The 25,116-nt window shown below is 58.3% G+C and carries 27 protein-coding genes; 10 read left to right on the forward strand and 17 right to left on the reverse strand.

Going from position 1 to position 25,116, the window contains the following annotated elements; genetic code table 11:
* The first annotated feature begins 150 nt into the window (after window positions 1–150).
* Window positions 151–1,716 (forward strand): S8 family serine peptidase, encoded by a 1,566-nt coding sequence (locus ACN9MY_RS19925; RefSeq protein ID WP_426318405.1) that lies wholly within the window; start codon window positions 151–153, stop codon window positions 1,714–1,716.
* Window positions 1,717–1,908: 192 nt separating this feature from the next.
* Here ACN9MY_RS19925 and ACN9MY_RS19930 read toward each other — a convergent pair whose 3' ends face one another.
* From ACN9MY_RS19930 to ACN9MY_RS19955, 6 genes are all read right to left on the reverse strand, one after another.
* Entirely contained in the window at window positions 1,909–2,325 is a 417-nt protein-coding gene (locus ACN9MY_RS19930; RefSeq protein ID WP_426318406.1) for an ExbD/TolR family protein, read from the reverse strand.
* A gap of 85 nt (window positions 2,326–2,410) precedes the next feature.
* Entirely contained in the window at window positions 2,411–3,190 is a 780-nt protein-coding gene (xth, locus tag ACN9MY_RS19935) for an exodeoxyribonuclease III (protein ID WP_426323805.1), read from the reverse strand.
* 24 nt (window positions 3,191–3,214) lie between these two features.
* Entirely contained in the window at window positions 3,215–3,748 is a 534-nt protein-coding gene (locus tag ACN9MY_RS19940) for a GNAT family N-acetyltransferase (protein ID WP_426318407.1), read from the reverse strand.
* Entirely contained in the window at window positions 3,748–4,104 is a 357-nt protein-coding gene (locus ACN9MY_RS19945; RefSeq protein WP_426318408.1) for a hypothetical protein, read from the reverse strand. Before ACN9MY_RS19945 ends, ACN9MY_RS19940 begins: the two co-directional genes overlap by 1 nt.
* Before the next feature lie 81 nt (window positions 4,105–4,185).
* Window positions 4,186–5,220 carry an NADP-dependent oxidoreductase gene (locus ACN9MY_RS19950; RefSeq protein ID WP_426323807.1) on the reverse strand — a complete coding sequence of 345 codons (1,035 nt, stop codon included), beginning with the start codon at window positions 5,218–5,220 and terminating at the stop codon, window positions 4,186–4,188.
* 79 nt (window positions 5,221–5,299) lie between these two features.
* Window positions 5,300–5,893 (reverse strand): TetR/AcrR family transcriptional regulator, encoded by a 594-nt coding sequence (locus tag ACN9MY_RS19955; protein ID WP_426318409.1) that lies wholly within the window; start codon window positions 5,891–5,893, stop codon window positions 5,300–5,302.
* A gap of 94 nt (window positions 5,894–5,987) precedes the next feature.
* On the opposite strand from ACN9MY_RS19955, the gene ACN9MY_RS19960 reads away from it, so the two are divergent.
* A complete protein-coding gene (locus tag ACN9MY_RS19960; RefSeq protein ID WP_426162263.1) occupies window positions 5,988–6,422 on the forward strand; it encodes a DUF411 domain-containing protein in 435 nt (144 codons plus the stop codon).
* On the opposite strand, the gene ACN9MY_RS19965 is transcribed toward ACN9MY_RS19960, so the two are convergent.
* Window positions 6,419–6,775 carry a hypothetical protein gene (locus ACN9MY_RS19965; RefSeq protein ID WP_426162264.1) on the reverse strand — a complete coding sequence of 119 codons (357 nt, stop codon included), beginning with the start codon at window positions 6,773–6,775 and terminating at the stop codon, window positions 6,419–6,421. The two genes, ACN9MY_RS19960 and ACN9MY_RS19965, sit on opposite strands and share 4 nt — an antisense overlap.
* Window positions 6,776–6,897: 122 nt before the next feature.
* Here ACN9MY_RS19965 and ACN9MY_RS19970 point away from each other — a divergent pair, with 122 nt between their 5' ends.
* Both ACN9MY_RS19970 and ACN9MY_RS19975 read left to right on the forward strand, forming a co-directional pair.
* Window positions 6,898–7,704 carry a ferritin-like domain-containing protein gene (locus ACN9MY_RS19970; protein WP_426318410.1) on the forward strand — a complete coding sequence of 269 codons (807 nt, stop codon included), beginning with the start codon at window positions 6,898–6,900 and terminating at the stop codon, window positions 7,702–7,704.
* Window positions 7,705–7,715: 11 nt separating this feature from the next.
* Entirely contained in the window at window positions 7,716–9,170 is a 1,455-nt protein-coding gene (locus ACN9MY_RS19975) for a DUF4832 domain-containing protein (RefSeq protein ID WP_426318411.1), read from the forward strand.
* Between the two features lie 3 nt (window positions 9,171–9,173).
* On the opposite strand, the gene ACN9MY_RS19980 is transcribed toward ACN9MY_RS19975, so the two are convergent.
* Complete coding sequence (locus tag ACN9MY_RS19980; protein WP_426162268.1) at window positions 9,174–9,551, reverse strand: GFA family protein; 378 nt, start codon at window positions 9,549–9,551, stop codon at window positions 9,174–9,176.
* A gap of 64 nt (window positions 9,552–9,615) precedes the next feature.
* Between ACN9MY_RS19980 and ACN9MY_RS19985 the strand changes: the two genes are divergently transcribed.
* Together ACN9MY_RS19985 and ACN9MY_RS19990 are read left to right on the forward strand one after the other, a co-directional pair.
* A complete protein-coding gene (locus tag ACN9MY_RS19985) occupies window positions 9,616–9,945 on the forward strand; it encodes a hypothetical protein (RefSeq protein WP_426162269.1) in 330 nt (109 codons plus the stop codon).
* Window positions 9,946–10,008: 63 nt separating this feature from the next.
* Window positions 10,009–10,680, forward strand: coding sequence for a CatA-like O-acetyltransferase (locus ACN9MY_RS19990; protein ID WP_426318412.1), 672 nt, complete (start codon window positions 10,009–10,011; stop codon window positions 10,678–10,680).
* Here ACN9MY_RS19990 and ACN9MY_RS19995 read toward each other — a convergent pair.
* The 3 genes from ACN9MY_RS19995 to ACN9MY_RS20005 all read right to left on the reverse strand — a co-directional run bounded on the left by ACN9MY_RS19995 (window position 10,677) and on the right by ACN9MY_RS20005 (window position 12,582).
* Window positions 10,677–11,228, reverse strand: a complete 552-nt coding sequence (locus tag ACN9MY_RS19995; protein WP_426162272.1) for a hypothetical protein — start codon at window positions 11,226–11,228, stop codon at window positions 10,677–10,679. The genes ACN9MY_RS19990 and ACN9MY_RS19995 overlap by 4 nt on opposite strands.
* Before the next feature lie 4 nt (window positions 11,229–11,232).
* Window positions 11,233–11,589, reverse strand: a complete 357-nt coding sequence (locus tag ACN9MY_RS20000; protein WP_426162274.1) for a hypothetical protein — start codon at window positions 11,587–11,589, stop codon at window positions 11,233–11,235.
* A 129-nt stretch (window positions 11,590–11,718) separates the two neighbouring features.
* Window positions 11,719–12,582 (reverse strand): hypothetical protein, encoded by an 864-nt coding sequence (locus ACN9MY_RS20005; RefSeq protein WP_426162276.1) that lies wholly within the window; start codon window positions 12,580–12,582, stop codon window positions 11,719–11,721.
* Window positions 12,583–12,856: 274 nt separating this feature from the next.
* Between ACN9MY_RS20005 and ACN9MY_RS20010 the strand changes: the two genes are divergently transcribed.
* Complete coding sequence (locus ACN9MY_RS20010) at window positions 12,857–13,057, forward strand: hypothetical protein (protein ID WP_426318414.1); 201 nt, start codon at window positions 12,857–12,859, stop codon at window positions 13,055–13,057.
* 551 nt (window positions 13,058–13,608) lie between these two features.
* On the opposite strand, the gene ACN9MY_RS20015 is transcribed toward ACN9MY_RS20010, so the two are convergent.
* The 5 genes from ACN9MY_RS20015 to ACN9MY_RS20035 form a co-directional block, all read right to left on the reverse strand.
* Window positions 13,609–15,176, reverse strand: a protein-coding gene (locus ACN9MY_RS20015; RefSeq protein ID WP_426336026.1) for an IS3 family transposase whose coding sequence is annotated in 2 segments (ribosomal slippage) — window positions 13,609–14,738 and window positions 14,738–15,176 — 1,569 coding nt in all. Because the reading frame shifts where the segments join, the coding sequence is not laid out codon by codon here.
* Between the two features lie 172 nt (window positions 15,177–15,348).
* Window positions 15,349–15,771 carry a hypothetical protein gene (locus ACN9MY_RS20020; RefSeq protein ID WP_426318415.1) on the reverse strand — a complete coding sequence of 141 codons (423 nt, stop codon included), beginning with the start codon at window positions 15,769–15,771 and terminating at the stop codon, window positions 15,349–15,351.
* 31 nt (window positions 15,772–15,802) lie between these two features.
* Complete coding sequence (locus tag ACN9MY_RS20025; RefSeq protein ID WP_426318416.1) at window positions 15,803–16,183, reverse strand: hypothetical protein; 381 nt, start codon at window positions 16,181–16,183, stop codon at window positions 15,803–15,805.
* Between the two features lie 637 nt (window positions 16,184–16,820).
* Window positions 16,821–17,168, reverse strand: a complete 348-nt coding sequence (locus tag ACN9MY_RS20030) for a hypothetical protein (RefSeq protein WP_426336027.1) — start codon at window positions 17,166–17,168, stop codon at window positions 16,821–16,823.
* Entirely contained in the window at window positions 17,168–21,571 is a 4,404-nt protein-coding gene (locus ACN9MY_RS20035; protein WP_426337648.1) for a hemagglutinin repeat-containing protein, read from the reverse strand. Before ACN9MY_RS20035 ends, ACN9MY_RS20030 begins: the two co-directional genes overlap by 1 nt.
* A 50-nt stretch (window positions 21,572–21,621) precedes the next feature.
* Here ACN9MY_RS20035 and ACN9MY_RS20040 point away from each other — a divergent pair, with 50 nt between their 5' ends.
* From ACN9MY_RS20040 to ACN9MY_RS20050, 3 genes are all read left to right on the forward strand, one after another.
* A complete protein-coding gene (locus tag ACN9MY_RS20040) occupies window positions 21,622–22,869 on the forward strand; it encodes an AAA family ATPase (protein WP_426318418.1) in 1,248 nt (415 codons plus the stop codon).
* Complete coding sequence (locus tag ACN9MY_RS20045; RefSeq protein ID WP_426318419.1) at window positions 22,869–23,483, forward strand: DUF4276 family protein; 615 nt, start codon at window positions 22,869–22,871, stop codon at window positions 23,481–23,483. The genes ACN9MY_RS20040 and ACN9MY_RS20045 overlap by 1 nt, the downstream gene beginning before the upstream one ends.
* Before the next feature lie 203 nt (window positions 23,484–23,686).
* Window positions 23,687–24,418, forward strand: coding sequence for a transposase (locus tag ACN9MY_RS20050; protein ID WP_426318420.1), 732 nt, complete (start codon window positions 23,687–23,689; stop codon window positions 24,416–24,418).
* A 407-nt stretch (window positions 24,419–24,825) separates the two neighbouring features.
* Here the strand turns inward: ACN9MY_RS20050 and ACN9MY_RS20055 are convergent, their stop codons facing one another.
* Window positions 24,826–25,107, reverse strand: coding sequence for a hypothetical protein (locus tag ACN9MY_RS20055; RefSeq protein ID WP_426336028.1), 282 nt, complete (start codon window positions 25,105–25,107; stop codon window positions 24,826–24,828).
* Window positions 25,108–25,116 lie beyond the last annotated feature (9 nt).

Genomic DNA, 25,116 nt, shown 5'->3' on the forward strand with positions numbered 1-25,116 from the left:
ATACAACTGGAGACATTTCGATAGATTTCTTGCGTTTTTCTCCATACACTCAGTCCTGTCGAACGCAAAATCTTTGCGATACGGCAAATAATATTCGCGCCGAACAACGGCCCGGGGACATACACCTTACACAAGAGTGGGAGAATTTCCATGGTTCAAAAGCAATTCCAGGTTTCGAAAATCGCTGCCGGCGCCAAGCTGCTGGCTGCAGTAGTTGCTGTCGGTGCTGCTGGCCAGGCTTTCGCCGCCAACGACACCACCCGCGTCATCGTGCAATTCCAGCCAGGCAAGGCAGCCGCCATGAAATCGGCCGTCGCTGCTGCCAAGGGCAACATCAAACATGAAATCTTCGGCATGGACGCGATGGCGATCGAAGTGCCGACCCAGGCCATCAAGGGCCTGGAACACAACCCGAACGTGATCCTGGTTGAAGAGGACGTCAAGCGCCAGCTGTTCGCCACCACCTCGCCTTCGACCGGCACCCCATACCAGCTGGGCCAGCTCGTACCATGGGGCATCAAGGCTGTGCAAGCGGACCAGCTGTCCGATGCGAACACCTCCAACCGCAAGGTCTGCATCATTGACTCCGGCTACGACAACGCCCACGAAGACCTGAACGGCAACGTGGTGACCGGCGAGTACGACTCCGGCACCGGCAACTGGAATACCGACGAAAACCACCACGGCTCGCACGTTGCAGGCACCATCGCCGGCATCAACAACGGCCTGGGCGTGGTTGGCGTGAACCCGAACAAGAAGCTGAAGCTGCACATCGTCAAAGTGTTCGGCGCTGATGGCTGGGCATATTCCTCGACCCTGGCAACTGCAGCCAACAAGTGCGGCGCAGCCGGCGCGAACGTGATCTCGATGTCCCTGGGCGGCGGCCGCTCCAGCCAGACCGAGAAGAAAGCCTTCGACACCCTGCAAACCAAAGGCGTGCTGTCGATCGCCGCAGCAGGCAATGACGGCAACACCGTGATTTCCTACCCAGCCGGCTACGCCAGCGTGATGATGGTCGCCGCTGTGAACGAGAACAAGCAATGGGCCGACTTCTCGCAGTACAACAGCAAGGTTGAAATCTCCGGCCCAGGCGTGGCTGTGCTGTCGACCGTGCCGATGGGCGCCGGTTCCGAATCCCACCTGAGCGTAGGTTCGACCGTGTACACCCCAGGCGATATGGACGGTTCGCCAAAAGTGACCCGCACTGCTCCGCTGGCTGACTTCGGCCTGGGCGATGCGGTCAACAGCTCGGTATCCGGCAAGGTCTGCCTGATCCAGCGCGGCACCGTAGACTTCGCGACCAAAGTGTCGAACTGCCAGGCATCCGGCGGCGTTGGCGCCATCGTGTACAACAACGCAGCAGGCAGCTTCGGCGGCACCCTGGGCACGACCGTGACCAGCATCCCATCGGTCACCGCGACCGACGTTGACGGCGCAGCGATGAAGAACCAGCTCGGCCAGTCCGCGACTGTGGAAGTGAAGCCGACCAACTACTCCTTCTACGACGGCACCTCGATGGCAACCCCGCACGTATCGGCTGTAGCGGCGCTGGTATGGTCCTACTTCCCAAGCTGCACCGGCTCGCAGATCCGCGCCTCCCTGACCAAGTCCGCACTGGACCTGGACGTGGCCGGCAAGGATAACAAGACCGGTTACGGCCTGGTGCAAGCCAAGGCAGCCTACAACCGCATCCAATCCCTGGGCTGCGGCAACTAAGTTACTGCTTTCTCCAAGCACGAAGGGCGCCTCGCGGCGCCCTTTTTTTATTCGGGGTCAGGTCTGTCAATCGGACAGTTAGCGCAATCGTTTGATCTAGCTCAATACGCGAAATCATCGAAATTTGCGTATTGAGATAAATCAAGGAACCCGCATGGGTGTCCAAATGACAGACCTGACCCCGACTTGGGGTTACTGGAAGCGCTCGTTTCCTACGATGGCGATATTGCGTACCCCGAGCCGCTGGGCCGTGGCCAGCACGCCGGCTACGACCTTGTATGGGGCGAGGCCGTTGGAGCGCAGCTGGATGCTGTCGTCGCCTTTCAGCGCCGCCAGCTTTTCTTCCAGCGCGGCGCGGCTTGCGAGCTGGGCGCCGTTCCACCACAGCGTGCCGTCGAAATCGACTTCCAGCGTCTGGGCCAGCTTCTCGATAGCGCCGCTGTGCCGCGGCATGTCCATGCCGATGGAATGATTGGCTTTCGGGATGGTGACGATCAGCATGATGATCAGGACCAGCATGACGTCAATCAGCGGCGTCATGTTCAGCTGGTTCAGGGGCTCGGCTTCGGCCGATGGTGCGGACAGTGCTGCATTGCGTGCGTAACGCATGGTGCCTCCTCGGGTTAGTGTTAGCAAAACGATCAACTCCGGAGTGAAGCCAATATACCGCGTGGAAACAACAGTTGCGAAAATTTTAGAAGGCGCCCTCTAACTCAACCCATGTCGGCGCGTGGTCGCTGGGCTTCTCGCGGCCACGCACTACCCGGTCGACATCCGCGCCGCGCAGGAGCGGCGCCAGCACCGGATTCAGCAGGAGGTGATCGATGCGCAGGCCGGCGTCGCGGCCAAAGGCGTTGCGGAAGTAATCCCAGAAAGTGTAGATCTTTTCGTCGGGATGCATCGTGCGCAGGGCGTCGGTCCAGCCCTGCCCCACCAGCTTTGCGAAGGCTGCGCGCGTTTCGGGGCGGAACAGCGCGTCGTCAACCCAGCGCTCCGGCTTGTACACATCGAGCTCGGTCGGCATCACGTTGTAGTCGCCGGCCATGATGACCGGCTTTTTCGACACTACCAGTTCTTCTCCGCGCGCTATCAGGCGATCGAACCATTTGAGCTTGTAATCGAATTTGGGACCGGGCGCCGGATTGCCATTGGGAAGGTACAAGCATGCAACCAGCAACTTGCCCACCATCGCTTCGATATAGCGGCTCTGTACATCTTCCGGATCACCGGGCAAGGCGCGGCCAAGTTCCACCGGCGTGGTGCCGCGGGCCAGGATGGCAACGCCGTTCCAGCTTTTCTGTCCGTGCCAGATGGCGCCATAGCCGGCGTCGTTGATTGCAGCTTCGGGGAATTTTTCGTGCGGGGCTTTCAGCTCCTGCAGGCACACCACGTCAGGCTGGGTCTCATTCAGCCATTGCAGCAGCGCCGGCAGGCGGGCGCCGATTCCGTTGATGTTGAAGGTCGCGACTCGCATGGCGACCATTATGCATAATCCCGGTCAGTTGCGGCGCATGACGATGGCGGGCAGGCGCTGGCCGCTGCCGGAGGCGAAATAGCCCTCGATTTCGCCGATTTCGGCAAAGCCTTCGGCGCGGTAGATGCGGCGGGCCGCATCCCATTCGGGATTGACGATCAGGATCGTGCTGCGCAAGCGTGGGTGGCGGGCGAACATTTCGACCAGGGCGTCGCGGAACAACCGGCGCCCCCAGCCAGTGCCGCGTGTTGCGGGATCGACCACCATGGAGGAAACGTAGACTTCTTCGCCGTCTGGCACATGGGCTTCGGCTGCAGCATGGTTGCGCGCGAAGCGGGCTGAATTGAAGCCCTGCTCCAGCGGCCAGAATTCGGCACAAAGGTAGCCGTACAAACGCTTTGCTTCGCCGGCCAGCACCCAGCATCCTTCGGGCGCGGAAGACAAGCGCTCGGCAAAAGCTTCCTCAGTTTCCTGGATCGCCTCCGCAAAACCGGCGCGCTCAAGCCGCATGATTTCGGCCATGTCGGCCATCGCGGCTGGCCGCAGGGTGAAAGACATTACTGCTGCTTCGGGCAGCCTTGCGCCACGCTGCGCACTTTGAAGGCTGCGACGGATTCGCCTTCGGTTACTACCTTCAGGCAGATGCCGTCATACGACACGAAAAAGTGCGTGCACTGGCCGCTGGCGGCCTCGCAAGACCGCAGTTCGGGGAACTGCCCCTGGAGCTGGCGCTCCCATTCGGACGAGGCATCGCGGTGGTCGGCACGCCAGCCCGCATCGATGACTTCCTTGCGCGCCTTGGCGTATTTCATGCCTACGAGGTTGTCCCAGGTATTGGTTGGCTGGGGGGCGGCGGCTGCAGTGCCGACGGCCAGGGCCATCGAAAACGCCATAATCAATCGGGTGACATTCATGAATTGTTCAGGATTATTATTAAGAACTAAATCAATTATGCCACGCAGAAATAGCCCCCGGCCAGTGTTATATACAACATTTCAGGAATTTGCGACGCACACTACAACCTTGCCGAAATTGCTGCCTCGCAACAAACCGATCAAGCCCTGCGGGGCCTGCTCCAGGCCGTCCAAGACATCTTCGAAAACCTTGATTCTGCCCTCTGCAACCCAGGCCGACATGTCGCGGGCGAAGTCCTCATAGCGGGTCTCGTAGTGATCGAGGATGACCATGCCCTGCATCAGGATGCGCTTTTGCAGGATGGCCGACATCACTTTGGGCAACCGGTCTTCGCCGTGCAATGCACCATTCTGATTGTATTGGGCGATCACTCCGATCACCGGAACACGGGCGCCGATGTTCAATAGAGGCAACACTGCATCGAAAACGGCTCCGCCCACGTTCTCGAAGTAGACGTCGATGCCGTCCGGCGCCGCCTCGGCCAGCTTTTGCGCCAGTTGCGGGTCATGGCGGTCCAGGGCGACGTCAAAACCCAGTTCGTCACGTGCAAACGCCACCTTGTCGGCGCCGCCGGCAATGCCAATCACGCGCGCGCCTTTCAGTTTGGCCAGTTGGCCGACGATGGAGCCGACCGCGCCGGTCGCCGCCGCCACCACCACCGTTTCGCCCGGCTTGGGCTGGCCAATATCCAGCAGGCCGACATAGGCGGTGAAGGCAGGCATGCCCAGGCCGCCCAGCGCCAGCGATGGCTGTTTCATGTCGCCCAAGGCGCGCAGGTCGCTACCATCGGACAGCGCGTAATCCTGCCAGCCGGCGTTGCCAAGCACGATTTCGCCTGCCTTGAAAGCGGGATGGCGCGATGCCACCACGCGATTGACGGTGCCGCCCACCATCGTAGCGCCCAGCTCCACGCGCGGCGCGTAGGCTGGCGGGACTTCGTCCATCAAGTTTCGCATGTACGGGTCGAGCGACAGGTAAAGGGTGCGCAGCAGGACCTGGCCTTCGCCCGGTTCCGGCACCGGGCCTTCCTCGAGGCGGAAGTCGGCCTGCACAGGCTCGCCATGCGGGCGCGAGGCCAGGACAATGCGGCGGTTGGTAGTGGCAGTCATTTTGATGCTCCCTTCAGTATTAGACCAGTCGTCTAGTCGACAATTACAAAAAAGGCGGGAGGCCTGCGTCACATTCCCGCCCGGTTCACGCTTGCAGCGTTTGATTCAGTACTTGCTGCGTTCCCGCCATGGCCGTATCAAGCGGCGCACGGTCATGGTTGATCTTGGCGAGCAGGCTCGCGCCCACCCAGCTCTGATACAGGGCAACGGCCAGCACTTTGGCGTCCAGGCCTTGCGGCAGCGAACCGTCGGCCATGCCGCGTTCAATGCATTGCGCCAGCCGCGTGGTGATGCCGCTGACGCCGCGATGCAGCGATGCGCGCAGGGCTTCAGACAAATCGCTCACTTCCGCGCCCAGCTTGACGGCCAGGCACTGGCTGGATTCGCCCAACTGGCATTCGCGCCAGTCCTCGAAGTAATTCTGCAGGCCTTCGCGCCCGGTGGCTCCCTGCGCCAGCAGATCGTCGATGCGCGCCAGGGTCCGCTCGAAATAGCTGTCGATGACGGCCGCTCCAAAGACTTCCTTGGAGCCGAAGTAATGATAGAACGAGCCTTTCGGCACCCTGGCGGCGCCGAGCAGTTCTGTCAGCCCGACGCCGTTAAAACCCTTGTGCATGAACAGCGGCATCGCCGCATCGATAATGCCCTGGCGAACGTCGGCGTAATTGGTAGAAGTCATGAAATACAGTCTAGACCGAATTAGACCAGTCGTCTACAAATATTTTTGACCCAGGTCATGTCGAGGCCGAACAGGCCCGTGGCACCATGGGCGCATGAAGATCCGCAAAACATTCCTGGCCGCGATGCTGGCCATGCCGGTGCTGGCAATGGCTGCCGCGCCTGTCGTCAACGTCTACAAGAGCGCGACCTGCGGCTGTTGCGAAGCATGGGTCAAGCATTTGCGCGACAACGGCTTCAAGGTGGAGGCGTACAACGTCGCCAACCCTTCCGACATGCGCGAGAAGATGGGCATTCCTGACCGCTTCGGCTCCTGCCACACGGCGGTGGTGGACGGCTATGCGATAGAAGGCCATGTGCCGGCAGCGGACATCAAGCGCCTGCTGGCATCAAGGCCAAAGGCGATAGGCCTGGCTGCGCCGGGCATGCCGCTGGGCTCACCGGGCATGGAGGGGCCGCGCAAGGACGCGTACGACGTGCTGATGGTACTGCCCGATGGCTCGTCCCGGGTCTACCAGCGCTACAACTAGAGTGCGAGCAGCAGCAAGGCGACACCGGCCACCGCCAATAGTGCGTGGCCGACCATGACGGCGCTGGGTATCAGCACGCCCTGCTGGTGACGGCCCAGGTTCATCCACACGCCGCCAGCAGCAGCCAGCAGCAGCGCCAGCAAGCCAAGCTGCGCGAAATCCGGCACATGCGAGAAGATTGTCACGTACGCCAGCAGCGTCACGCCGGCTGCGGCGATAAAGCCGTGCAGCATGGCGATCCAGTGCGGTGGATTAGCCTTTTTCCCCAGGCGGATCAGCGCCATGACGATGCCGCCGGCAGCGGCAACACCGAACAGCACACAGGCAACAAATAATATTGTTTGGGTATCCATGCGGGCATTCTGCGCCCCTGCCTGTGGCCGTTCGGTGCGCTGGCTCACGCAGGCACTATACTGTCGGCCCTGCGCCGGAAAACAGAGCGCAGGGCAAGACAATCTTTACCTCGTGCAAAAAAATGGAAGCAAAGCCTGAACTCCGCAGCCTTGCGTTGCAATGCCTGGTCGAACCCGATCCCGCTGCCAAAGTCGCTGCCGTCGCCGCCATGGCCGAAGCCTGGGCCGGCGGCGCACTCGCACTCGATGCCGCGTCCGCGCTGAGCGCGCCGGATGCGCAGATACCCGGCCGCCCTGCCCGCCCTGAACTGGTGGCGCCGCGCCTGGTGGGCCGCCGTTCCATGGCAACCGTGGAGGGACGGGCCATGCTGGTGCACGCGCTGGCGCATATCGAGTTCAACGCCGTCAACCTGGCGCTGGATGCGATGTGGCGCTTCCCCGCGATGCCGGAACAGTTTTATACCGACTGGCTGCGCGTGGCGAAGGAAGAGGCCTATCACTTCTCGCTGCTGTCGGCCCATCTCCTTACGCTTGGTTGCGCCTACGGCGACTACAGCGCGCACGGCAGCCTGTGGGAAATGGTGGAGAAGACCACCGGTGACGTGATGGCACGCATGGCCCTGGTGCCGCGCACGTTGGAAGCGCGCGGCCTCGATGCCATTCCACCGCTGCGTGCCAAACTGTCGCAGGCCGGCGACGAGGCGGCGGCCGCCATCCTCGACATCATCCTGCGCGACGAAATCGGCCATGTGGAAATCGGCAACCGCTGGTACTGGCACCTGTGCGGCCTGCGTGGAATCGACCCGATAACGACCTACGACCAACTGGTGGTAAAGTACAAGGCCACCGTACGCGGCCCGTTCAACATGGAAGCACGCCGCAAGGCAGGCTTCAGCGAGGAGGAGCTGCGCGCGCTACCTGACCAATGACAGGAGCCCCTATGCCGCGCCTGAACTTTATCATTGCAACCATCCTGCTGGCGGCCAGTGCCGCACCAGCGATCGCCGGCCCGAAAGGCTGGACTGCCTTGAATGCCAGCCGCACATACACGGCGATTCCCGTCGCCAGCGACGACACCGTCAATCCCTTGCGTGGGTATTATCGCTGGCAGAACCAGGAGCTGGTCCCGCAGTCGGCGCCGGCCAGGGACGCCTACCGCCGCTATTACTGGAAAGACCTGGAAACCGCCGAAGGCCAGTACAACTTCAGCGCCATCCTGAACGACCTTGCCTTGGCAAGGAGCCAGGGCCGCAAGTTCGCCTTCCGCCTGCGCACGATGGCGGGCTATGACGACAACGTGGTCTATGCCCCGGCCTACATCGTCAACAACGCCAATTGCCAGGCAGGCTGCGGCTTCTGGGCCGACACCGATACCACGGTCCCCGGCCAGACCTTCATCCCCGACTGGAACGACCCGTGGCTGCAACAGCGCTCACGCGCCCTTCTCACCGCGCTGGCCAGCGCATTAGGCCCGAACAATCCGGACCTCGCATGGATCGACGTGGGCATGTACGGCCAATACGGCGAATGGGCACTGCGCTCCAGCGCCTACGCCAACCCACCGGCCGGCATCACGCCTGCGACCGATGCCAGCAAACGCGAATATGCGAAGATGCATTTCGAGGCATTCCCCAACCAGCAGCACGTGATGTTCATCCCCTACTCCAGCAAGGATGCGCTGACCTTCGGCCTGCTGGAACAAACCATCACGAGCCGGCCGGTAGGCTTGCGCGCGGATTGCCTGAGCCGCTACGGTTATTTCGACCAGTGGACCAACCGTCCCGCCGAATGGGCGGCCTTTGCGGCTCAATGGCAGAAGGCGCCGTTCGTGTCCGAATTCTGCCCGTTCAGCAGCGGCGATCCGCAGAACAATCCCGCCACGGCACGCCAGCAGGCCGCCGCCTTCCATATCACGCTGTTCAGCAACGGGAATTTCGAGACCAGCCGGCCGGATGCCGAGCGCTGGGGTGCGCTGTCCGTGGCCGAACAGAATGACTTGCTGATGATGGCGCGCGAATCAGGCTATCGCTACGCCGTCGCCAGCAGCACCGTCAACCTCACTGCCGGCGGCGCGCTGACGCTGACAACGACGCTGCGCAACGACGGCAGCGCACCGGCCTACGAAACGTGGCTGGTGAAAGCGGAACTGGTGAATGCTTCCGGCACGGTGGTGTGGACGGGTCAGACTTCCGCCCAGCTGAAGTCCCTTCTGGGCGGCGGCGCCAGTGCCAGCTACCAGGACAACTGGACGCTACCGGCACTACCGACGGGCGACTACCTCTTGCGGCTGGCAGCGCGCGATACCAGCGCCTCGCCGCGCGCGCCCTTGAAATGGACCATCGGCGAACGCGCCGGCGACGGCACGCTGGCAGTGGCAACGCTGCGCCGCCGTTAGGCGTCAGGCAGTCGGCAGCCAGCGCGGCTTGGTGTCCGTGTGCAGCTCACGCTGCACCGGGCCATCATATTCAGGCTCCATGGTGCCAAGCGTGATAGCGATACGGTCCGGCGCCTGCGTGCTGCGCCAGGTCAGGGTCGAACCGCACACCTTGCAGAAACCGCGCCGTCCATGGTCGGAAGAATGGAATTCCGTCACCAGCTCGGCGCCTTTTTCGAAACTGAAGCCAGAGCTGGCGACATTGGCATACGTGCCCGATGCGGCGCCGTGCTGCTTCTGGCACATGGTGCAATAACAGTGGCTCGCACTGTGCACCGAATTTTTCTCAGCCTTGTATTCGACACCGCCGCAAAGGCAGCTACCGCGCAGATATTCCGTCATGCCTAGTCTCCTTTGGAGGAATGTCGGGAATGATAATATATCCAGGCACCCAAGGGAGACGCACATGACGACCGAAGCCATGCCTTTCCGCACCCTGCTCTACCGCTTCATCTTCTTCGACTGGCTGTTCAAGGATGTCAGCGCGGCACGCAACGTGATCGAGCGCCACGCCGCCCTGCAGCACAACAAGTACATGAGCCGTTACCTGCCGATTTATTTCCGGCGCTGGACCGTCATGGCGACCTTTGACTTTGGGCTGGGCTGCCTGTTCGAACGCGCGCTGCAGGCCACCGTGCTGTCAGCTTATTTCTTCACCTGGTCGTGCGTGACAGTGGCCGGGATGGTGGTGATTGCCGCCGCCTGGATCTTCCTGACCTTCGGACGCCTGAGTTGACGCAAAATTGAGCAGCCAGATTATTCTCATTAGAATCATGGCTTTAGCAGACGGAGGGATTCCTTGTTAACAGACTTTTCCACAGAAACCGTTAACAACTCCTTGCAGCGCCGCCTCGACCGTTTCGAGCTGTTCGACAGCATGGACAGCCCCGCGCTGAACCTGACCTTCGTACTGGAGTTGCCGGATTTCCGGCCTTGGTGCAAAGAGCAAGGCCTGCCGCCATTCCACGTGATGCTGTGCGCCGTGCTGCGCTCCGTGCTGAAGGTGGAAAATTTCCGCTACCGCATCCTGGACGGCAAAGTGATTCGCATCGAGCGCCTGACACCGTCCTTCACGGTCAAGAATCAATATGACGACTTGAACTTCGCCCAGTTCGAATGGTCGGACGACCTGCGCGAGTTCGTAGCGCGCGGCCTGGCAGCACGCGAACAGGCATCGAATATGGAAGCACTGAATCGCAAATACAGCAGCATGACGCCGCGCGAAGCAAAGGAGCAGGTATTCGTCACCTGCATACAGTGGCTGAACTTCACGTCAATTCAGCATCCCACCGCCGTACTGGCGCAGCCGGATATTCCATCGTTCGCATGGGGCAAATTCCGGGATGCTGGCGCCGGGCGCCTTGAGCTGCCATTCTCGGTTCAAGCGCATCATGGTTTCGTCGACGGCTATCACATTCACCTGTTCGCCGAACAGGTAGCCGCCGAACTCGCCGCAATCATGCAGGCCTAGGCCAGGCGGATGTCGCGTGCGCCTGCTGCAGCCAAGCGCGCCAGCAAATCTTCCAGCGCCTGTACAGGCGCCGAACCAAGATCCAGTTCGACCGCGACCATGGCGCCTTCCGGCCGCGGATCGCTCGCAAAATGGACTACGCCGAACAGCCCCTCTTCATTCAGCCGATTGGCATCCTCCGCATCGAACCAATCCATGAACCACGGCGCCAGCACCGCACCGACCTGCTGCGGAGCCAGGCCGCCGATACGCAAGGCGACATCGTCCCACACAAAAGGCGCGACATAGACAATGGCTGGAGGAAGCGGCAAGGTGTGCACGCTGAACTGCATGCGCGTGTGCGAGTCGACCGTAAGCAACTTGCCCGCCTGCGAGCCCCACCTTGGAACCAGGTCGGCCCGCATTGGCAAGTCATACTCGCCATCGAGCGCAAGGCTGCCGTCGTCGCGACGCAGTGCCGCTTCCACATGGGCGCTCGCGGAGGATGCAACCGCATCGGCGAACGTGGCGGCATAGGCCATGCGAATGACCGAGAAAAGTTCCGTCATCGGCTTAAAGCACGCTTGGCAGGGTGATGTAGACGAGCCCGGACAACAACAGGAGCGAAGCGCATGCGACGAGACGATTGAGCGACTGCTCCCAGGCGTGATCGCGAGTTCGTGCCATGCGCGCATCGGCCGCAGCCTGGATGCGTTTGAACTCTTCGTCCGTCACTGCGGTAGCGACGATGTGCAGGGGGTTGTGGAGCAGCTCGACCGCATCGTCATATTGGTGTGCGAGCCAGATGCAAAGTACCCGTCCTTCTTTCGACGGTTTGGAAGGCTCGAATACCGGGATGCCTGCACGGGACAATCGATCCCATGCATCCTCGTACTCGAGCTCGCAAGTTGTGACAAAGACCTGACGCATAGCGCGGTATGGTAACCGCCAAGGAGGCCTTAGAAACTCTCAGAATTTCACTTATCAAATAATTTTATTTGATGGCGCACGCTTGACCTTAGCGAAGCCGAACAGTGACGCCGGCTTCGCGCCAGTCAATTACTTGCAGGTGAACGTTGCAATACCGCTGTAGCTAGTCTTGTTCTCGTTCGCCACGACCACGTTATAGATCGCAATGACGTTCACTGCGCCGTTGCCCGCGTCACCGACTGCAACCATGCCACCATTGCCGGTGCCGCCCAACCCACCCGAGATATAAGTGGCATTGCCGGTCTTGACCGTGCCTGACAGATTGACCGTACCGCTGGCGCCAGCACCGGTGGTGGTGATCATTAACGACACATTGGCGCCAGCCCCATCAAAAGTAACGCTTGCGCTGCCGGTAGACGTACCAAAGTAGTCCGTGGACCGTACGGTTCCTCCAGAATAACCCGGTTTGGTGAATTTGCCGGAATTGCAGGTCATGCTGCCATTCGTTGGGAAGGTCTCGAGGCTGTTGTAAACAGAGTAGTGAAACGCGTCAAAAGAATCGCCGGTCATCGTCCAGGTGCTGCTGGAAAATTTGGCCGTGCCGACACTCCAACGACCTTGAGCGAAGCTCGCGTTACCAGAAATATCCTGGGTTGCAATTGTCGTTCCGGTCAGGGTGGTGCTTCCCATGACCGTCACTGCCCCGTCACTTGTCTGCGTTAAAGGTGATGCGATTCCGCTCATCTGACCCAAGCGGCCAGTCATCAGGAATCGTGGCTTTGCTCCGGCAACGAAAGGCGCATCGACAGAGCCCGGATTGGCCGGCTTACTTTCGGCTGGTGGCGGATTGACTGGGGCAGGCGGATTGGTTACGGAAGCCGAGCTACCGCCGGCACCTGGAGCAGCAGCGGAAGTACTATCGCCGCCACCACCTCCACAACCGACCAGCGTAAATGCCGAGACTACTGCCAACGAAAGAAATTTAATGTTCATGTTCTTCTTCAAAAAACTACGCAACTATCCAAATCCGATCCATGAGATGCGTAGATACCTCATGAAACCAGCTTTCCTCGAGTGAGATTCAGTCTCCAATGCGCGAACCCAAAGGGCATGACTAAGCCTCGCTGGACTCGCGCGTTCTTTTTAATTGAGGGGTACATTGATGAGCCCACCGACCAGGCGGCGGGTCCGTGCAGGACGTCGGCCGCGCCCCCCACCCGCATGAAGGGCGGCGGACGAGGCTTCCAGACTTACGGCGACTACTTAATTGAAGGGTTCGTTTGCGGGCAATTGGCTGGCCGTGCATGCGGCAGAGCAATTACACAATGGCACCAAACATTTCATCAATGCATTTTTTACAGCTATGAAGTATAGCGGCGCATCGCCCCAAAATCAATTGTCCGGCTTACATTCCCTTAAGCTTTTAGAACAAATAGCCCAACATTTGAACGAGCTTGCCGTCATTTAGTGACATTTGGTGAGAATATCTCTTGCTCAAGCACATGATCGCCGCAAGAGATGCGTTGACCTATTGGCATTTTCCATTGGAGTCAGATGCTAGGCATTTGGTGGAGCCAAAGAATTCTGGCCTATCGTCGCGCCAAACCAATGCAGGCCAAGCGCCGCAGCACAGGAAGCGAGGCGCGGCCTGTATTGTTGACTGGCTTTCGAATACGGCGACGATGCCGCTATTTGCAGTTTCGGCAAGAACAGCCGCCGAGGTGGCGCACCGACCATATTGATTGGAATCTACACAACATGGGTCAGAAAAAGCGCGCCCCCTTGCAAACACCGGCTGGTATCAGCCGGCGCCCATGAAAATCACTCCTCACTTCAAAGAAAACGGACTATTCCCACGGCTCGCTTCACTTATGGTCATTTGGAGAAGAATCACGACACTGGGCACAACTGGGATTGACCAGGTCAGTCATCCAGCCAGTCGCGCATAGCCGACTTTTCGGTGCCGAATTGATAATCCCCTTGCGCCGCCGGCGCGTGTCAAGGTAGTTGTCGCCCGATTCAAGCAGCAATTTGCTGAGTATGGCTCTCCTTTGCACTGGTGGAAACGACGTGATCGCGCTCTGGGTTCAAGGTAACGGCGCCACAAGGTGCCCAGTTGCGCGTATTGCCCGACCAGCGGGCCGGATGGCGCGCCTGGGCAGCCAAATAGAGCTGATGCCGCGCTGCCAGAATAGCCTTGTCTTGCCCAGCATGGCGCTGTGCGGGGCTGACATAGCGAATGCCGCTGTGTCGATGTTCGACGTTGTACCACTGCACAAAGCGGGCGGCCCAGTCGCGCGTGGCGGCCAGATCGGCGAAGCCACCCGATGGGAATTCCGGGCGATACTTTGCGGTGCGGAACAGTGCCTCGGCGAACGCGTTGTCGTCGCTCACACGCGGGCGCGAGTAAGAAGGCTTGATGCCCAGCCAATGCAGCATGGCTAACACCGTGGTCGCCTTCAGTGTGGCACCGTTATCGCCATGCAGCACTGGCTTGTTGCGGTTCATAGCGACGCCTTCGGCCAATGCGGTGCGGCGCACCAAGTGACTGGCATGGTCGGCATCATCCTCGGCATGCACCTCCCAGCCAATGATCTTGCGGCTGTAGAGATCCAGGATCAAGTAGAGGTAAAACCAGCGGCCCGCCACCCGAGCCGGCAAATAGGTCATATCCCAGCACCAGACCTGGCCGGGCGCAGTGGCGATATGTGTGGTCGGTGGCCGCTGCCGACGCGGCGCTTTGGCCCGACCGCGATGGCGAATCTGACCATGGGCGCGCAGGATACGACTGAATGTCGATTCGCTGGCCAAGTAGACGCCCTCGTCGGCCAGCATGGGGACGATGCGAGCCGGCGGCATGTCAGCAAAACGCGGTTCGTTCGCGGCGGCCAAAACGGCAGCGCGTTCGTTCTCCGTCAGCGCATGCGAAGGCAGAGGGCGTATTACCGTCGGCCGGCGGTCGCCGTTTTCCAAGCCGCCGTGCGCTTGCCAGCGTTGCAGGGTGCGCGCATTCAAGCCGACTGTGGCACATGCCTCACTCAGGCGTGCACCGGCCTGGCAAGCGTCGGCGATATCTCGGGCCATGACTTGGCGATCTTCGAGTCCGATCATTCGTCCTCGGCCTTGTACTTGCTGAAGATCGCCTCGGCTTTTTTTGATAGCACGAGCAAAGCTGCCGTCTCCGCTAACGCCTTGTCCTTGCGGCGGATCTCGCGTTCCAGTTCCTTGATGCGGCGCCTGTCTTGCTTGGCCTCTGCCGCAGTCACGCGCTTCTCTCCAGGTTCGGCTAAAGCATTGATTGCATGCTCGCGCCACACTGCCAGCTCGTGCGGATAGACGCCATTACTGCGGCACCAAGCGCCTTTGTTTGCCTCGTCCATCATGGACGTCGCCAGCACCGCTTCAAACCGCGCGGCGGGCGTCCATTCGCGGCGTTGCGTCGGATTGGCCAGCGCTTCACTGCGCCAGCGTTCCAATGTCGATTCGCTCACGCCAATCGACAAGGCGACATCCTTGATCGACGCGCTCTCTGGCGGCAACAAACGCGCTACCGCCTTATCCTTAAATTCCTGTCCGTACCGTGCCACTTCACACTCCTGTTATCGCCCCCATTTTCTCAGATCTATCGGAGCGACAACTATTTTGACACTGGGGGCCGCGACAAAGGCGTCTTCCGCTACCTTGTTTAAGTTTACTTCTGAGAAAGCGGACTATTTTAAACGAATCACTTCGCTTATTAAACATTTGCACAGGACCACACTATTGTTCATTGGGCTCGGATGAGTTCGTCGCATCGAAGTATCGTGATCTTACTCGATCTAAATTCGCCAAAATTCTGCTTTCTTCACTTGGGAATTCGAGCAGATAAGAGCGACATAATAATTCAATCAGGTAGACATAGTCAGCAATCGGCAAAATTGAGCTTTCGTACTCACCAATAACGAATACGACCCCATCAAATTCGTCCGGATGATCTAAATCCTCTTCGAGAACGAACTCTAACCCCTCATGCACTCGAGTTCCAACGCCTTGAGCAGCAGAGGACAGCATTTCATTAAATGAAATACGCTGCTCCATCAACATCGTTTTAATCAAGTAAAAGAAGTCCTTGCCCGCAAAGCCCATCTCGTCAAATGAGGTTACGAGCTTCACCAGCCAATCTATTGTTCTAGCATCAATCATTGCTTACCCCGCGCGGGAGTCGTGATAGAGTCTATCTCCCAATTGTGTCCTCTTCGTCATCCCAGAAGTTTCCAGGTGGAGAATATTGTCTATTTTCTAGTATAGGACACCAACCAAACCGTGCATAAAAGAGCGCGAGATTGACAATCTTATAAATATTGGGCTGCACTTCCTCCAATGTAATAGTTCCATTCTCATAATGGGTGTATTGCCCTCCGCCTCCAGCCATGGCCCGCTCTTCTAGCAAATCCCGGTCCCAGCCTTGTACCAAACCAATTACCTCCGGTAGCGGGTGAGAAATGATAACTTCGAACTCTCGGCCAACTCGACAAACACACGGAATTTTTTCTTGTTGTACCATTGCCGCACTGACCAGATTTTTAGGAAAATTGATATGTAAATAAAGGCTCAATTGGCTTCTTAGGTACGATGACCTCTCCTGTAACGTTTTATGCAAAAATCTCGGCCAGGCTATCTCATCATAACGGCTTCCGTGAGGTCACGACTTGCCACCTCAGATTTTCCCGCTTTCGTCGCTACCGCGTCAACGACCACAGAATGGGAAAAGTCCGCACATGATGTTCATTCGGCCGCATGTACATTTGGACGGCGTGACGCCGGACGAGGTTTGACAAGGGATAGACCCTCATCGACGAATGCCAATGCGCGTGGAGTGGTTCGAGGCGTGGGATTGCCTGCTGACTAGGTTTCGAATACGTCGACGCTGATGTAGTTCGCAGGTTCGAAGAGTAACGGCGCTTTCCACGGTCGCCGCGGCCGCGATCGTCAACTCATCGCGATCTATGGTGATCTGCTTTAAAAGTGGACAAATAAATGGCGCGGTCCTCCTAGGCGACCGGCTCGCATCAGCCGGCGTCCACGAGATTCGCGCCTCTTTTCTGAGAAAGCGGCCCGCTCCCCTTATTGATCATTTGGACAGGACATGCCAGGTTTGCACCGTGGAGGTGACATCAACCAGCGACTTTCGTTGAAAAATCGCTGCTTTAATTGTTGCCCAATCCTTTGTGGGCGTGTGGACGGGCAACAATTTATCCAATGAAGACTGTCAGTGAGCTGCTACCATTCAGGCTTAGCGAATTCAGTCCCTTTAGAAGAGCCTCAATTCGCTCAAGCACTTTGTCCTTCTCAGACTTAGGGATATTAGTCTGGGGTTGATGATCAACCCAGCGGCGCAATAAATTTAACTCACCAGAAACCTCTTCAAAATCACTGACACTCACGTCAACGCCGGTTTCAAACATCGGCAACCAAAAAGCATTAGTTTCCTTCGCTGCCGTCAGCCAAATACGCCGAAAAACCTCTTCTGTTGCCAAAGGGATATAGAAGTTTCGATACTCATCAGACTTTGGCGACGATACAATCAACGAAACAGTCATTAATTTCCTCCATATTCAACGCCAAATCTCCATAGTGGATACTTTGCTCGTAATCTGCTGAGCTGAAACTCAACGGCCGGCTTCAACTCCGGACTGACACTCTCAATCCTAAACACCAAGTTTTTGTATCCTTTGATCTCTTCAAGAGACGGAACCACTTCACTTCCTGAAGCAGCAGCTGGCCGTGTAGTCACCGCAACGTCTTCCAAATTTGTCAAGCGTACGACCGTTTTATCATAGACTTGCTTCTCTGCCCATTCAACTGCGGTCTGCTGCGGTTGTCCTGTCCGAGGATTAATAACTTTTAGTCCACGTCCAGACTTATCCTCGATTAGTAGTCCCTGCACGACTACGTCGAATTCTCCAAGCGCCTTACCTCCGGCACTGGCAAGCTCCACTTCACGATAAACTGTATTCGCTGCACGAACTGATTTCCATAGATCATCTATTCCACCGAGCAGTATGCCCCCTCTAACTGCCAACCCCAATGGCAGCGAAGCAATATTCATGAGTCGCTCAGTTTCATATGTTTGTCTTGCTCGATAATCTTGAGTACCTCGATCGCTTTCGATTAAGCTCGGAGTCCATGGGTCGACAACTGCAGGAGGCACAAATGCGACGGCTGCTCCGGTGGCTCCGTCGCGATATTGGCCAGCGCTACGATCAAATTCCACATAACCCGACTGAGTGTAGACATAGTTCGGCCCCGGCGTCAGAGCATATCGGCTGCTAACACCACCAGTATTGTCGAGGATGTACGCGATCATGTCATTGCTTGGCTTAGTCGGCACCTTCTCTACCAGCGTGTGTTCGTCGCCACTGGTAAAGAGCATTTCCCCGTCATCCTTAAGTGTGGACACTATCGATTCTCGGGTAATAATGTTGACTGGTACGCCATCTTTGCTGAGTTCAGGGGAGTTAACAAAAGTTTCCGCATGGTTTTCCGGAACGATGATATTGCCCTTGCTATCCTTCAGTCCGGCATAACGCAATGCATCCAGGATTTGCTGCTCCGTATACTTGCCGTCGCTTCTTTTCGCCAGAATTTTGGCAACTTCTCGATCGCCAGAGTGGAGTCGACGATTGAAATCATCCACCGTTCCCGCGGACTGGCCACCTTGCGCAGCAGCCAGCAACGCACTGACGTCGCTGGCGTTGCTCGATATGCTCGCGGCACCTGTGCTTGCGACCATTCCACCGATAACCGCGCCGGTGTTCTGATACGCGTTAATGAAGGCGTCGGCCTTTTCGCCGGTCAGGCCGAGCTTCTTCGCTTCGACACGCCCCAGCTGTTCGCCGAGTTGCTGTCCAAGATTGCCGCCCACGACACCGGCGGCGCTCTCCAGGGCCCCCGCTTGACCGTTGGCCAGCCCGCCCAGCAGCCCTTGCGTTGCAGAGTGCAGACCGACCCGGTAAATGCCGTTGTCGCTCCAGTTTGCTGCAGTCGCATCCGCTTCGGCAGCCTTGGCCGCCAATTCGGCTGCCGCTTTCGGATTTCCGTCGATCATCGCTTGCTTCGACTGCTTCTCTAACTCGCGAGCCTCGAGGAAAGCTTCTGCCTGAAGTGAGCCAGCGATGTCGCCAATCGTTTTGGCAACTGTTGGCGCAATGGCATTCGCTGTGACTTGCCCCCCGCCCTGTCCCGCCATGACGCCGGTCAGGATGCCAACGCCGGCATTCAATGCGCGACTGTAAACGCCGCCCGTGCCCCAGTCCTTCAGAGTTTTCTGTGCCTCTTCGCTTGCTTTTGTGGCAGCCAACTTCTGTTCGTCCGTGCTTTTCGGATCTTTCAGCGTATCTTCCGCGTCTTTTTGCGCTTTCGCCGCGCCGATTGCGATGTCACCGGCGATCTGCTTACCGGTCGCAATCACGGTTCCCGTTGCGGCCGACATGGCTTGCTGATCTTTCAGCAGCTTCTGCAAATCTGGCAGCTTGTCGAGCGCGGTGTTGGCTTTGGTCGCATCGGTATTGATGCCCAGGTCCTTGACGGAATTGGTCGTCACGCCACCAATGGTGATCTTGCCGTCGGTGACGGTGGCGTAGGTAGTAGAGCTGTCGCTGCCCTTCTCAACCGTCGGCAATCTTGGCGCGACGTTGCCGTCCTTGGCCGTGCCGAATGCCTGCGTCTGCTGGCTTACCGGCAGGATCTTGCCATCTTCCCCCCTGAGCAACTTGCTGCCGCCGCCAGTGCCACCTGCCACACTGACGTTGCTGGCCGAGTACGTCATCTTGTTTTCGATATTGGACGTGGTCAGCTTGTTGGTCGTCAAATCGGAGGCGGCTGCATTGGTGCTGGCGATGGCGCCGCCTTTCAGGTCGATCGTATCGGCCTTGACGTGGTAGCCGCCGTCGCCTGCGAACAGGCCCGATTGCTGGCCAACGCCGGCGTAGGTGCCTTTGCCGTTTTGCTGAGACACGTTGCCCGAAGCACTCCACGCGTTGCCGATCGCGACCTGCACGCGTACACCAACGTTGGTCTGCTTGCTGTCGAACGCACTGGTGTCCTGCAGGCTTTCCACTGCCAGCTTGCCGCCAACGTCGGTGTTGATGGTGTTGGCTGTGGCCGTTGCGCCTTTCAGCGTGGTGTCGCCCTTGCTGCGAATGTTGATCGTGTCGGCTTTGAGCTCGGTATTGTTGTTGATCGTGCTGTCGTTCTTGTTGTGGCCCTTGCCCATGTTGGCCGCGGCGTAGACGTACACGCCGGTCTGTGCGCCAACCTGGAAGCCAACACCCGCCTCAACACCGGAGCTCTTGTTCTTGCCGTCGCTGTGCAGCGTGCTTTGGCTGGCGTCGAGCACGATGTTCTGTGCTGCGTCAAGGCTCAGGGTCTTGCCGGCATTGAGCGTGGCGCCGGTGGCGTGGATGTCGCCGCCGGTGGCCGTCAGGTTGACGTTGCGGCCGCCATTGATGGTGCTGCCCTGCGCAGTGCTGTCGTTGCCGTTGCTGGAATTGCTGCTGCTGGCGAAGCCGATGCCGGCCTCGCCCTTGACCAGGATGCCGCTGCCGGCGCCACCCCTCAGGCTTTCGATCGCGCTGTAGGCCTGGTAGCCGTTGGCGGCGGCCGCCATGCGCTGCATCTCTTTCAGGCGGCCGTCGGATTTGCGCGCTGCTTCCACGTTGTTGGCCAGGTCAATCAACGGGGAGCTGATGCGGGCGAAGGTGCCGATCTTCAGGTCGCTGTTCGATTCCTGGTGGCTGCCGGTGTTTTGCAGCGCCGTGATGTCGATCGACTTGGCGGTGATGTTGACGTCATTGCCGGCCAGGACGTTGCTCGAGGCCTGGGTGTACTTCTTCCCTGCGCTCAGGTTCACGTCGCCGTTCAGGCTGGAGACGTTGGACGCCACCTGGGTCACCTGGTCGCTGTTGTCCTTGTGCTTTTCGTTGTGGTAGCCGGAGAAGCGCTCGGTGTCGGAAATGACGACCTTGCCGATGGCCTTGTTGTTGCTCTGGTTGGCGTTGTGCAGCGTGTCCTGCGCGCTGGTGATGGTCAGGTCGCGCGCAGCGTTGATCGACAGCTTGCCGTCCGAGACCACGCTGGCGCCGGTCAGTGCGATGTCGCCGGTCTGCGTGGCCATGGTGGTGCTGCCGCCCACCGACAGCTTGGTGCCGGTCACGGTGTCGGTGGCGCCGTTGCCTTTGCCATTGTTGTTGAGCGAGCCAATCACCTGCGTCGAGCGCGTGTCAATACTGAAGCCCGACTTCTTGGTGTCCTGCGACCTGCTTTCCGTGTTGTGGGCCACGTCGAACTTGATGCTGTCCTTGGCCAGGATCAGGGCATTGCCTTCGGCGCTGATCTGGGCGCCCTGGCTGGTGATCGAGCCGTCGGTGGCGAGGATGGTCAGGTCTTTTCCGGCAAGGAGCGTGCTGGTGCGCGCTTCGCTGGTGGCGTGGTTTTGCGTGCTGTTCGTCTTCTTCGTGCCGAACTGGGTGTTGACGACCGCCAGCGCTGCCGCGGCGCCTTCTGCCGCGCCTTCCGCCTTGGCGAATTCCTTGCCGACGAAACTGCCGGACTTGGAGTTTTCGGTGCTGGTCTTGTAGGCGTCCTTGAAGGCAGCCAGTGGGTTGACCGTGAAGCCTACGCCAAAGCCCGAGGATTTGCCCTGGGTATTGGCCTGGCTTTGCATGGTGTTCTGCGCTGCGGCCAGGTCGACGTTCTTGCCGATCAGGGTCAGGTTTTCCTTGGCGGCGATGTCGGAGGCGACCACTTGCAGAGTTTCGCCGGACTTGAGCTTGACGCTGCCGTCCAGCGCGCCGATGCTGGAGGCGTGCTGCGTGACCGTCTCCTGCGCGCTTTGCGAGGAAGTGTTCGACTTGCCATAGCCAGTACTGAGGTTGCCCGACGAGTAGCTGACTGTCTGGCCGATGGCGTCGGTATCTAGAATGCAAGGCCTATCTGTTAAAATCCTCGTCTAAACTGAGCCCGCCTTAGCGGATCATAATTTGAGGGAAAGTGATGAGCGTGCAAGCAAAGCCAGGTCAGAAGCGAGGCATCCCGCGCATTGAATCTTTGCGTGTTGAAAACTACCGCGCGCTGCGTAAAGTCGAATTAGACAATCTGACGCCGATGACAGTTCTGCTTGGGCCTAACGGAAGCGGTAAGTCCACCATTTTCGATGTATTTAATTTCCTCTCCGAATGCTTTCAGTTTGGCTTGCGTCACGCGTGGGACCGACGCGGCCGTGGAAAAGAACTTAAAAGCCGCGGCTCCACGGGCCCTATCGTTTTTGAGCTGAGGTATCGCGAGCAACCGAAGGATCCCGTTATTACGTATCACTTGGCGATTGATGAGGGATCGAAGGGACCGGAAGTTGTCGAAGAATGGTTGCAGTGGCGTCGCGGACAGCATGGCCAGCCGTTTCGCTTTTTGGACTTCCGCCGCGGAGCGGGGCGTGCGGTAAGCGGCGAACTGCCTGACGCTGAAGACCAGCGCAAGGACACCACACTCCGCTCACCGGATTTGATTGCAGTAAACACCTTGGGGCAATTGGCCGAGCACCCACGGGTCGCAGCGTTACGAGAGTTCATCACAGACTGGTATGTCTCGTACCTTTCGATCGACCAGACCCGCAATCAACCCGAAGCTGGTCCGCAAGAGCGGTTGAGTAAGGGCGGCGAGAATCTACCGAATGTAATCCAGTATCTCAAAGAGCAACACGGCGAACGCCTTGAGCACATTTTTTCCGTTTTGCGCCGCCGCATCCCACGTCTGGAACGTGTAGAGGCCGAACCAATGCCGGACGGGCGACTGCTATTGCAAATTAAGGACGCGCCGTTTGAGCAGCCGGTGCTCTCTAAGTTTGCCTCTGACGGAACCATGAAGATGCTGGCCTACCTGACCATTTTGTATGACCCGGAGCCACCGCGTTTTATTGGCATCGAAGAACCGGAAAACTTCCTGCATCCTCGCCTGCTGCCGGAGCTAGCCGAAGAATGCCGCGCCGCAGCCGAACGCTCGCAGTTGCTTATCACCAGCCACTCGCCTTTCCTGCTAAACGCTATGCGCGCCGAGGAGGTTCGAGTTCTGTACAGGGATGAGCAGGGATTTACCCAGGCAGTCAGAGCAAGTGACATCCAGGGTATTTCAGAGTTCGTGAACGCTGGCGCGTCCTTAGGGCACCTGTGGATGGAGGGGCATTTCGGCTTAGGCGATCCTTTGATCAACCAAGGCGCTCCGCGGCCGGCGAAAAAGGGGCGCATCTGATGATGGAAAAGCTGATTGTTTTCGTCGAAGAATTTTCGATGGAAGCAGCACTGGAAAGGCTTTTGCCCAACCTAATTGGCGACTTGGAATATCAGATCATTCGCTTCCAATGCAAAGATGATTTGCTCAAGCAAGCGCCCATTCGCCTGAGAGCATATGCGTCCTGGCTACCGGAAGGCTGGCGTATTCTTGTGTTGGTGGATCGTGACGACGACAACTGTGTGGCGTTGAAAGCGATCCTGGAACAGATGGCGGCAGCGGCAGGCTTACGGACCAAAACCGCGGCAGGCATTGGCCGGCGTTTTCAAGTAGTAAATCGCATCGCCATTGAGGAACTGGAAAGCTGGTTCTTCGGCGATTGGCAAGCAGTGCAAGCCGCCTATCCGAGAGTCCCAGCAACCATCCCCCAAAAAGCCAGCTTCCGTGACCCTGACGCAATTGCCGGGGGTACGTGGGAAGCATTGGAGCGAGTTCTCAAGAAAGCGGGCTATTTCAGCACTGGCATACGCAAGCTGGAGCTGGCTCGCGCCATTGCCAGCGAGATGGTCCCTAACAGGAATAACTCGCGAAGTTTTCAGGCATTTGCCAATGCCATTGCGGCGGCCATGGTGTGACGCCGGCTGGTCATTTGGTTCGCCTCTAGGCCTTTGCCGTCCACGTGTATTACCTCTATTGGCTGTTGCACTTCTTCGACCAATTCTTGGCGTGGCTATTGTTGGCAAGGCTTAGGTCGTATCGTTTCCGACGCGTTTCCCGTGCCAGTCCACAGCGCCACCACCGCCGCAAGCCAACTTGGGTAGTGGCTGAAGTCATCCGCTTGAAAGCCCTGACTGATTTGAGCTGCCAGAAGCTGGCCGACACTTTTAACCGCCTGTATGGCAGCCAACGCGGCGTCACAGTCAGTAAGAGCTGGGTAGCCTTGGCCATCAAAAGGCACCATTACAGCATCGCCGATCTGCGCGAGCAATGGAAGCGACAGCAACCTGCCCATTTGCCCCGCAACAGAATCTGGGGACTGGACTTGACAGGCAAAGCCGATGAAGCGGGCAATATCCACCCGATACTTGGCGTAATCGACCATGGCAGCCGACTTGCGCTCTGCATGCAGGCATTGCCTGACAAACGTTCGGTCACGATCCTACGCTGTCTGTTGCAAGCCATCGGCAGCTATGGACTGCCACGCGTGATCAAAACGGATAACGAAGTGATTTTTCGTTCGTGGATATTCAGGACAACATTGTCCCTACTTGGCATTCGCCAGCAATTTAGTCAGCCGGGCATGCCTTGGCAGAACGGCCGTATTGAACGGCTGTTTGGCACATTGAAGGAAAAGCTGCATCAACTGAGAGTGGAAGATTCCGCGGCACTGCGACTGGCCATCAACGACTTCTGCTTCTGGTACAACGTGGTCAGGCCGCACCATCATTTAGATGGACGCACACCTATGGAAGCTTGGCACGGCATCGATCCGTATCGGCAAAGGCCAAAGCGCGCCTACCTTTTTGAAGCCTGGGACGGCTTATTGAAAGGCGTGTGGTTGCGACATTAGCCGGATGGTAATCTTTGGAAGGAGACGGGAGTGATCGTCCAGGACTTTCCTCGCCCTGGACTTTTTCTTTGCTCATTGATTGAGCAATGATGGTAGATCTGTCGGGTCATAGGGAGAAGATGCCGGGTTTGCATCGTGGAGGTGCCATCAAGCAGCGACTTTCGTTGAAAAATCGCTGCTTTAATTGTTGCCCAATCCTTTGTGGACGTGTGGATGGGGCAGTGACGGCGCTGTCCACGGCCGCCGCGGCCGCGATCGTCAATTTCGCGCGAACTATGGTGATCTGCATAAAAAGTGGACAAAAAAAATGGCGCGATCCTCCTGGGCGACCGGCTCGCATCAGCCGGCGTCCACGAAAATCGCGCCTCTTTTCTGAGAAAACGGGCTAACCCGTAGGCCCGCTTCCCTTATTGATCATTTGGACAGGACACAAATACCACTCGATATATGTCATTAAGCCAAGCATGCACCTCTTCAAGCGATTCAAACTCGTTAAACGTGAGGGAATTCACAAGCCGCGTAACATCATCTTGACTCGAAAGCAGCGATTCAAATTGCTTCTTAAGCTCTACGATATCGAACTTCTTGCTTCCATCCTTAACGTCATCAGCAAGCTCATCAACTTCAAACCACTCAACGTGACAATAGTCACGCAAAACTGACCTAATTGGCTCCGGCAATTCGTTCATTAAATATCC

This window comes from Pseudoduganella sp. R-31 (genome assembly GCF_049913235.1).
Classification (GTDB): Bacteria; Pseudomonadota; Gammaproteobacteria; order Burkholderiales; family Burkholderiaceae_D; genus Rugamonas.

Coding starts and splice junctions, on each gene's coding strand:
- ACN9MY_RS19930 (WP_426318406.1), bottom strand. CDS start 2,325: ATGCGTTACGCACGCAATGCAGCACTGTCCGCACCATCGGCCGAAGCC.
- ACN9MY_RS20045 (WP_426318419.1), top strand. CDS start 22,869: ATGATGGAAAAGCTGATTGTTTTCGTCGAAGAATTTTCGATGGAAGCA.
- ACN9MY_RS20020 (WP_426318415.1), bottom strand. CDS start 15,771: ATGATTGATGCTAGAACAATAGATTGGCTGGTGAAGCTCGTAACCTCA.
- ACN9MY_RS19940 (WP_426318407.1), bottom strand. CDS start 3,748: ATGTCTTTCACCCTGCGGCCAGCCGCGATGGCCGACATGGCCGAAATC.
- ACN9MY_RS19960 (WP_426162263.1), top strand. CDS start 5,988: ATGAAGATCCGCAAAACATTCCTGGCCGCGATGCTGGCCATGCCGGTG.
- ACN9MY_RS20000 (WP_426162274.1), bottom strand. CDS start 11,589: ATGCGTCAGGTCTTTGTCACAACTTGCGAGCTCGAGTACGAGGATGCA.
- ACN9MY_RS20040 (WP_426318418.1), top strand. CDS start 21,622: ATGAGCGTGCAAGCAAAGCCAGGTCAGAAGCGAGGCATCCCGCGCATT.
- ACN9MY_RS20030 (WP_426336027.1), bottom strand. CDS start 17,168: ATGACTGTTTCGTTGATTGTATCGTCGCCAAAGTCTGATGAGTATCGA.
- ACN9MY_RS20055 (WP_426336028.1), bottom strand. CDS start 25,107: ATGAACGAATTGCCGGAGCCAATTAGGTCAGTTTTGCGTGACTATTGT.
- ACN9MY_RS19985 (WP_426162269.1), top strand. CDS start 9,616: ATGACGACCGAAGCCATGCCTTTCCGCACCCTGCTCTACCGCTTCATC.
- ACN9MY_RS19925 (WP_426318405.1), top strand. CDS start 151: ATGGTTCAAAAGCAATTCCAGGTTTCGAAAATCGCTGCCGGCGCCAAG.
- ACN9MY_RS19955 (WP_426318409.1), bottom strand. CDS start 5,893: ATGACTTCTACCAATTACGCCGACGTTCGCCAGGGCATTATCGATGCG.
- ACN9MY_RS19975 (WP_426318411.1), top strand. CDS start 7,716: ATGCCGCGCCTGAACTTTATCATTGCAACCATCCTGCTGGCGGCCAGT.
- ACN9MY_RS19970 (WP_426318410.1), top strand. CDS start 6,898: ATGGAAGCAAAGCCTGAACTCCGCAGCCTTGCGTTGCAATGCCTGGTC.
- ACN9MY_RS19980 (WP_426162268.1), bottom strand. CDS start 9,551: ATGACGGAATATCTGCGCGGTAGCTGCCTTTGCGGCGGTGTCGAATAC.
- xth (WP_426323805.1), bottom strand. CDS start 3,190: ATGCGAGTCGCGACCTTCAACATCAACGGAATCGGCGCCCGCCTGCCG.
- ACN9MY_RS19995 (WP_426162272.1), bottom strand. CDS start 11,228: ATGACGGAACTTTTCTCGGTCATTCGCATGGCCTATGCCGCCACGTTC.
- ACN9MY_RS19945 (WP_426318408.1), bottom strand. CDS start 4,104: ATGAATGTCACCCGATTGATTATGGCGTTTTCGATGGCCCTGGCCGTC.
- ACN9MY_RS19965 (WP_426162264.1), bottom strand. CDS start 6,775: ATGGATACCCAAACAATATTATTTGTTGCCTGTGTGCTGTTCGGTGTT.
- ACN9MY_RS20005 (WP_426162276.1), bottom strand. CDS start 12,582: ATGAACATTAAATTTCTTTCGTTGGCAGTAGTCTCGGCATTTACGCTG.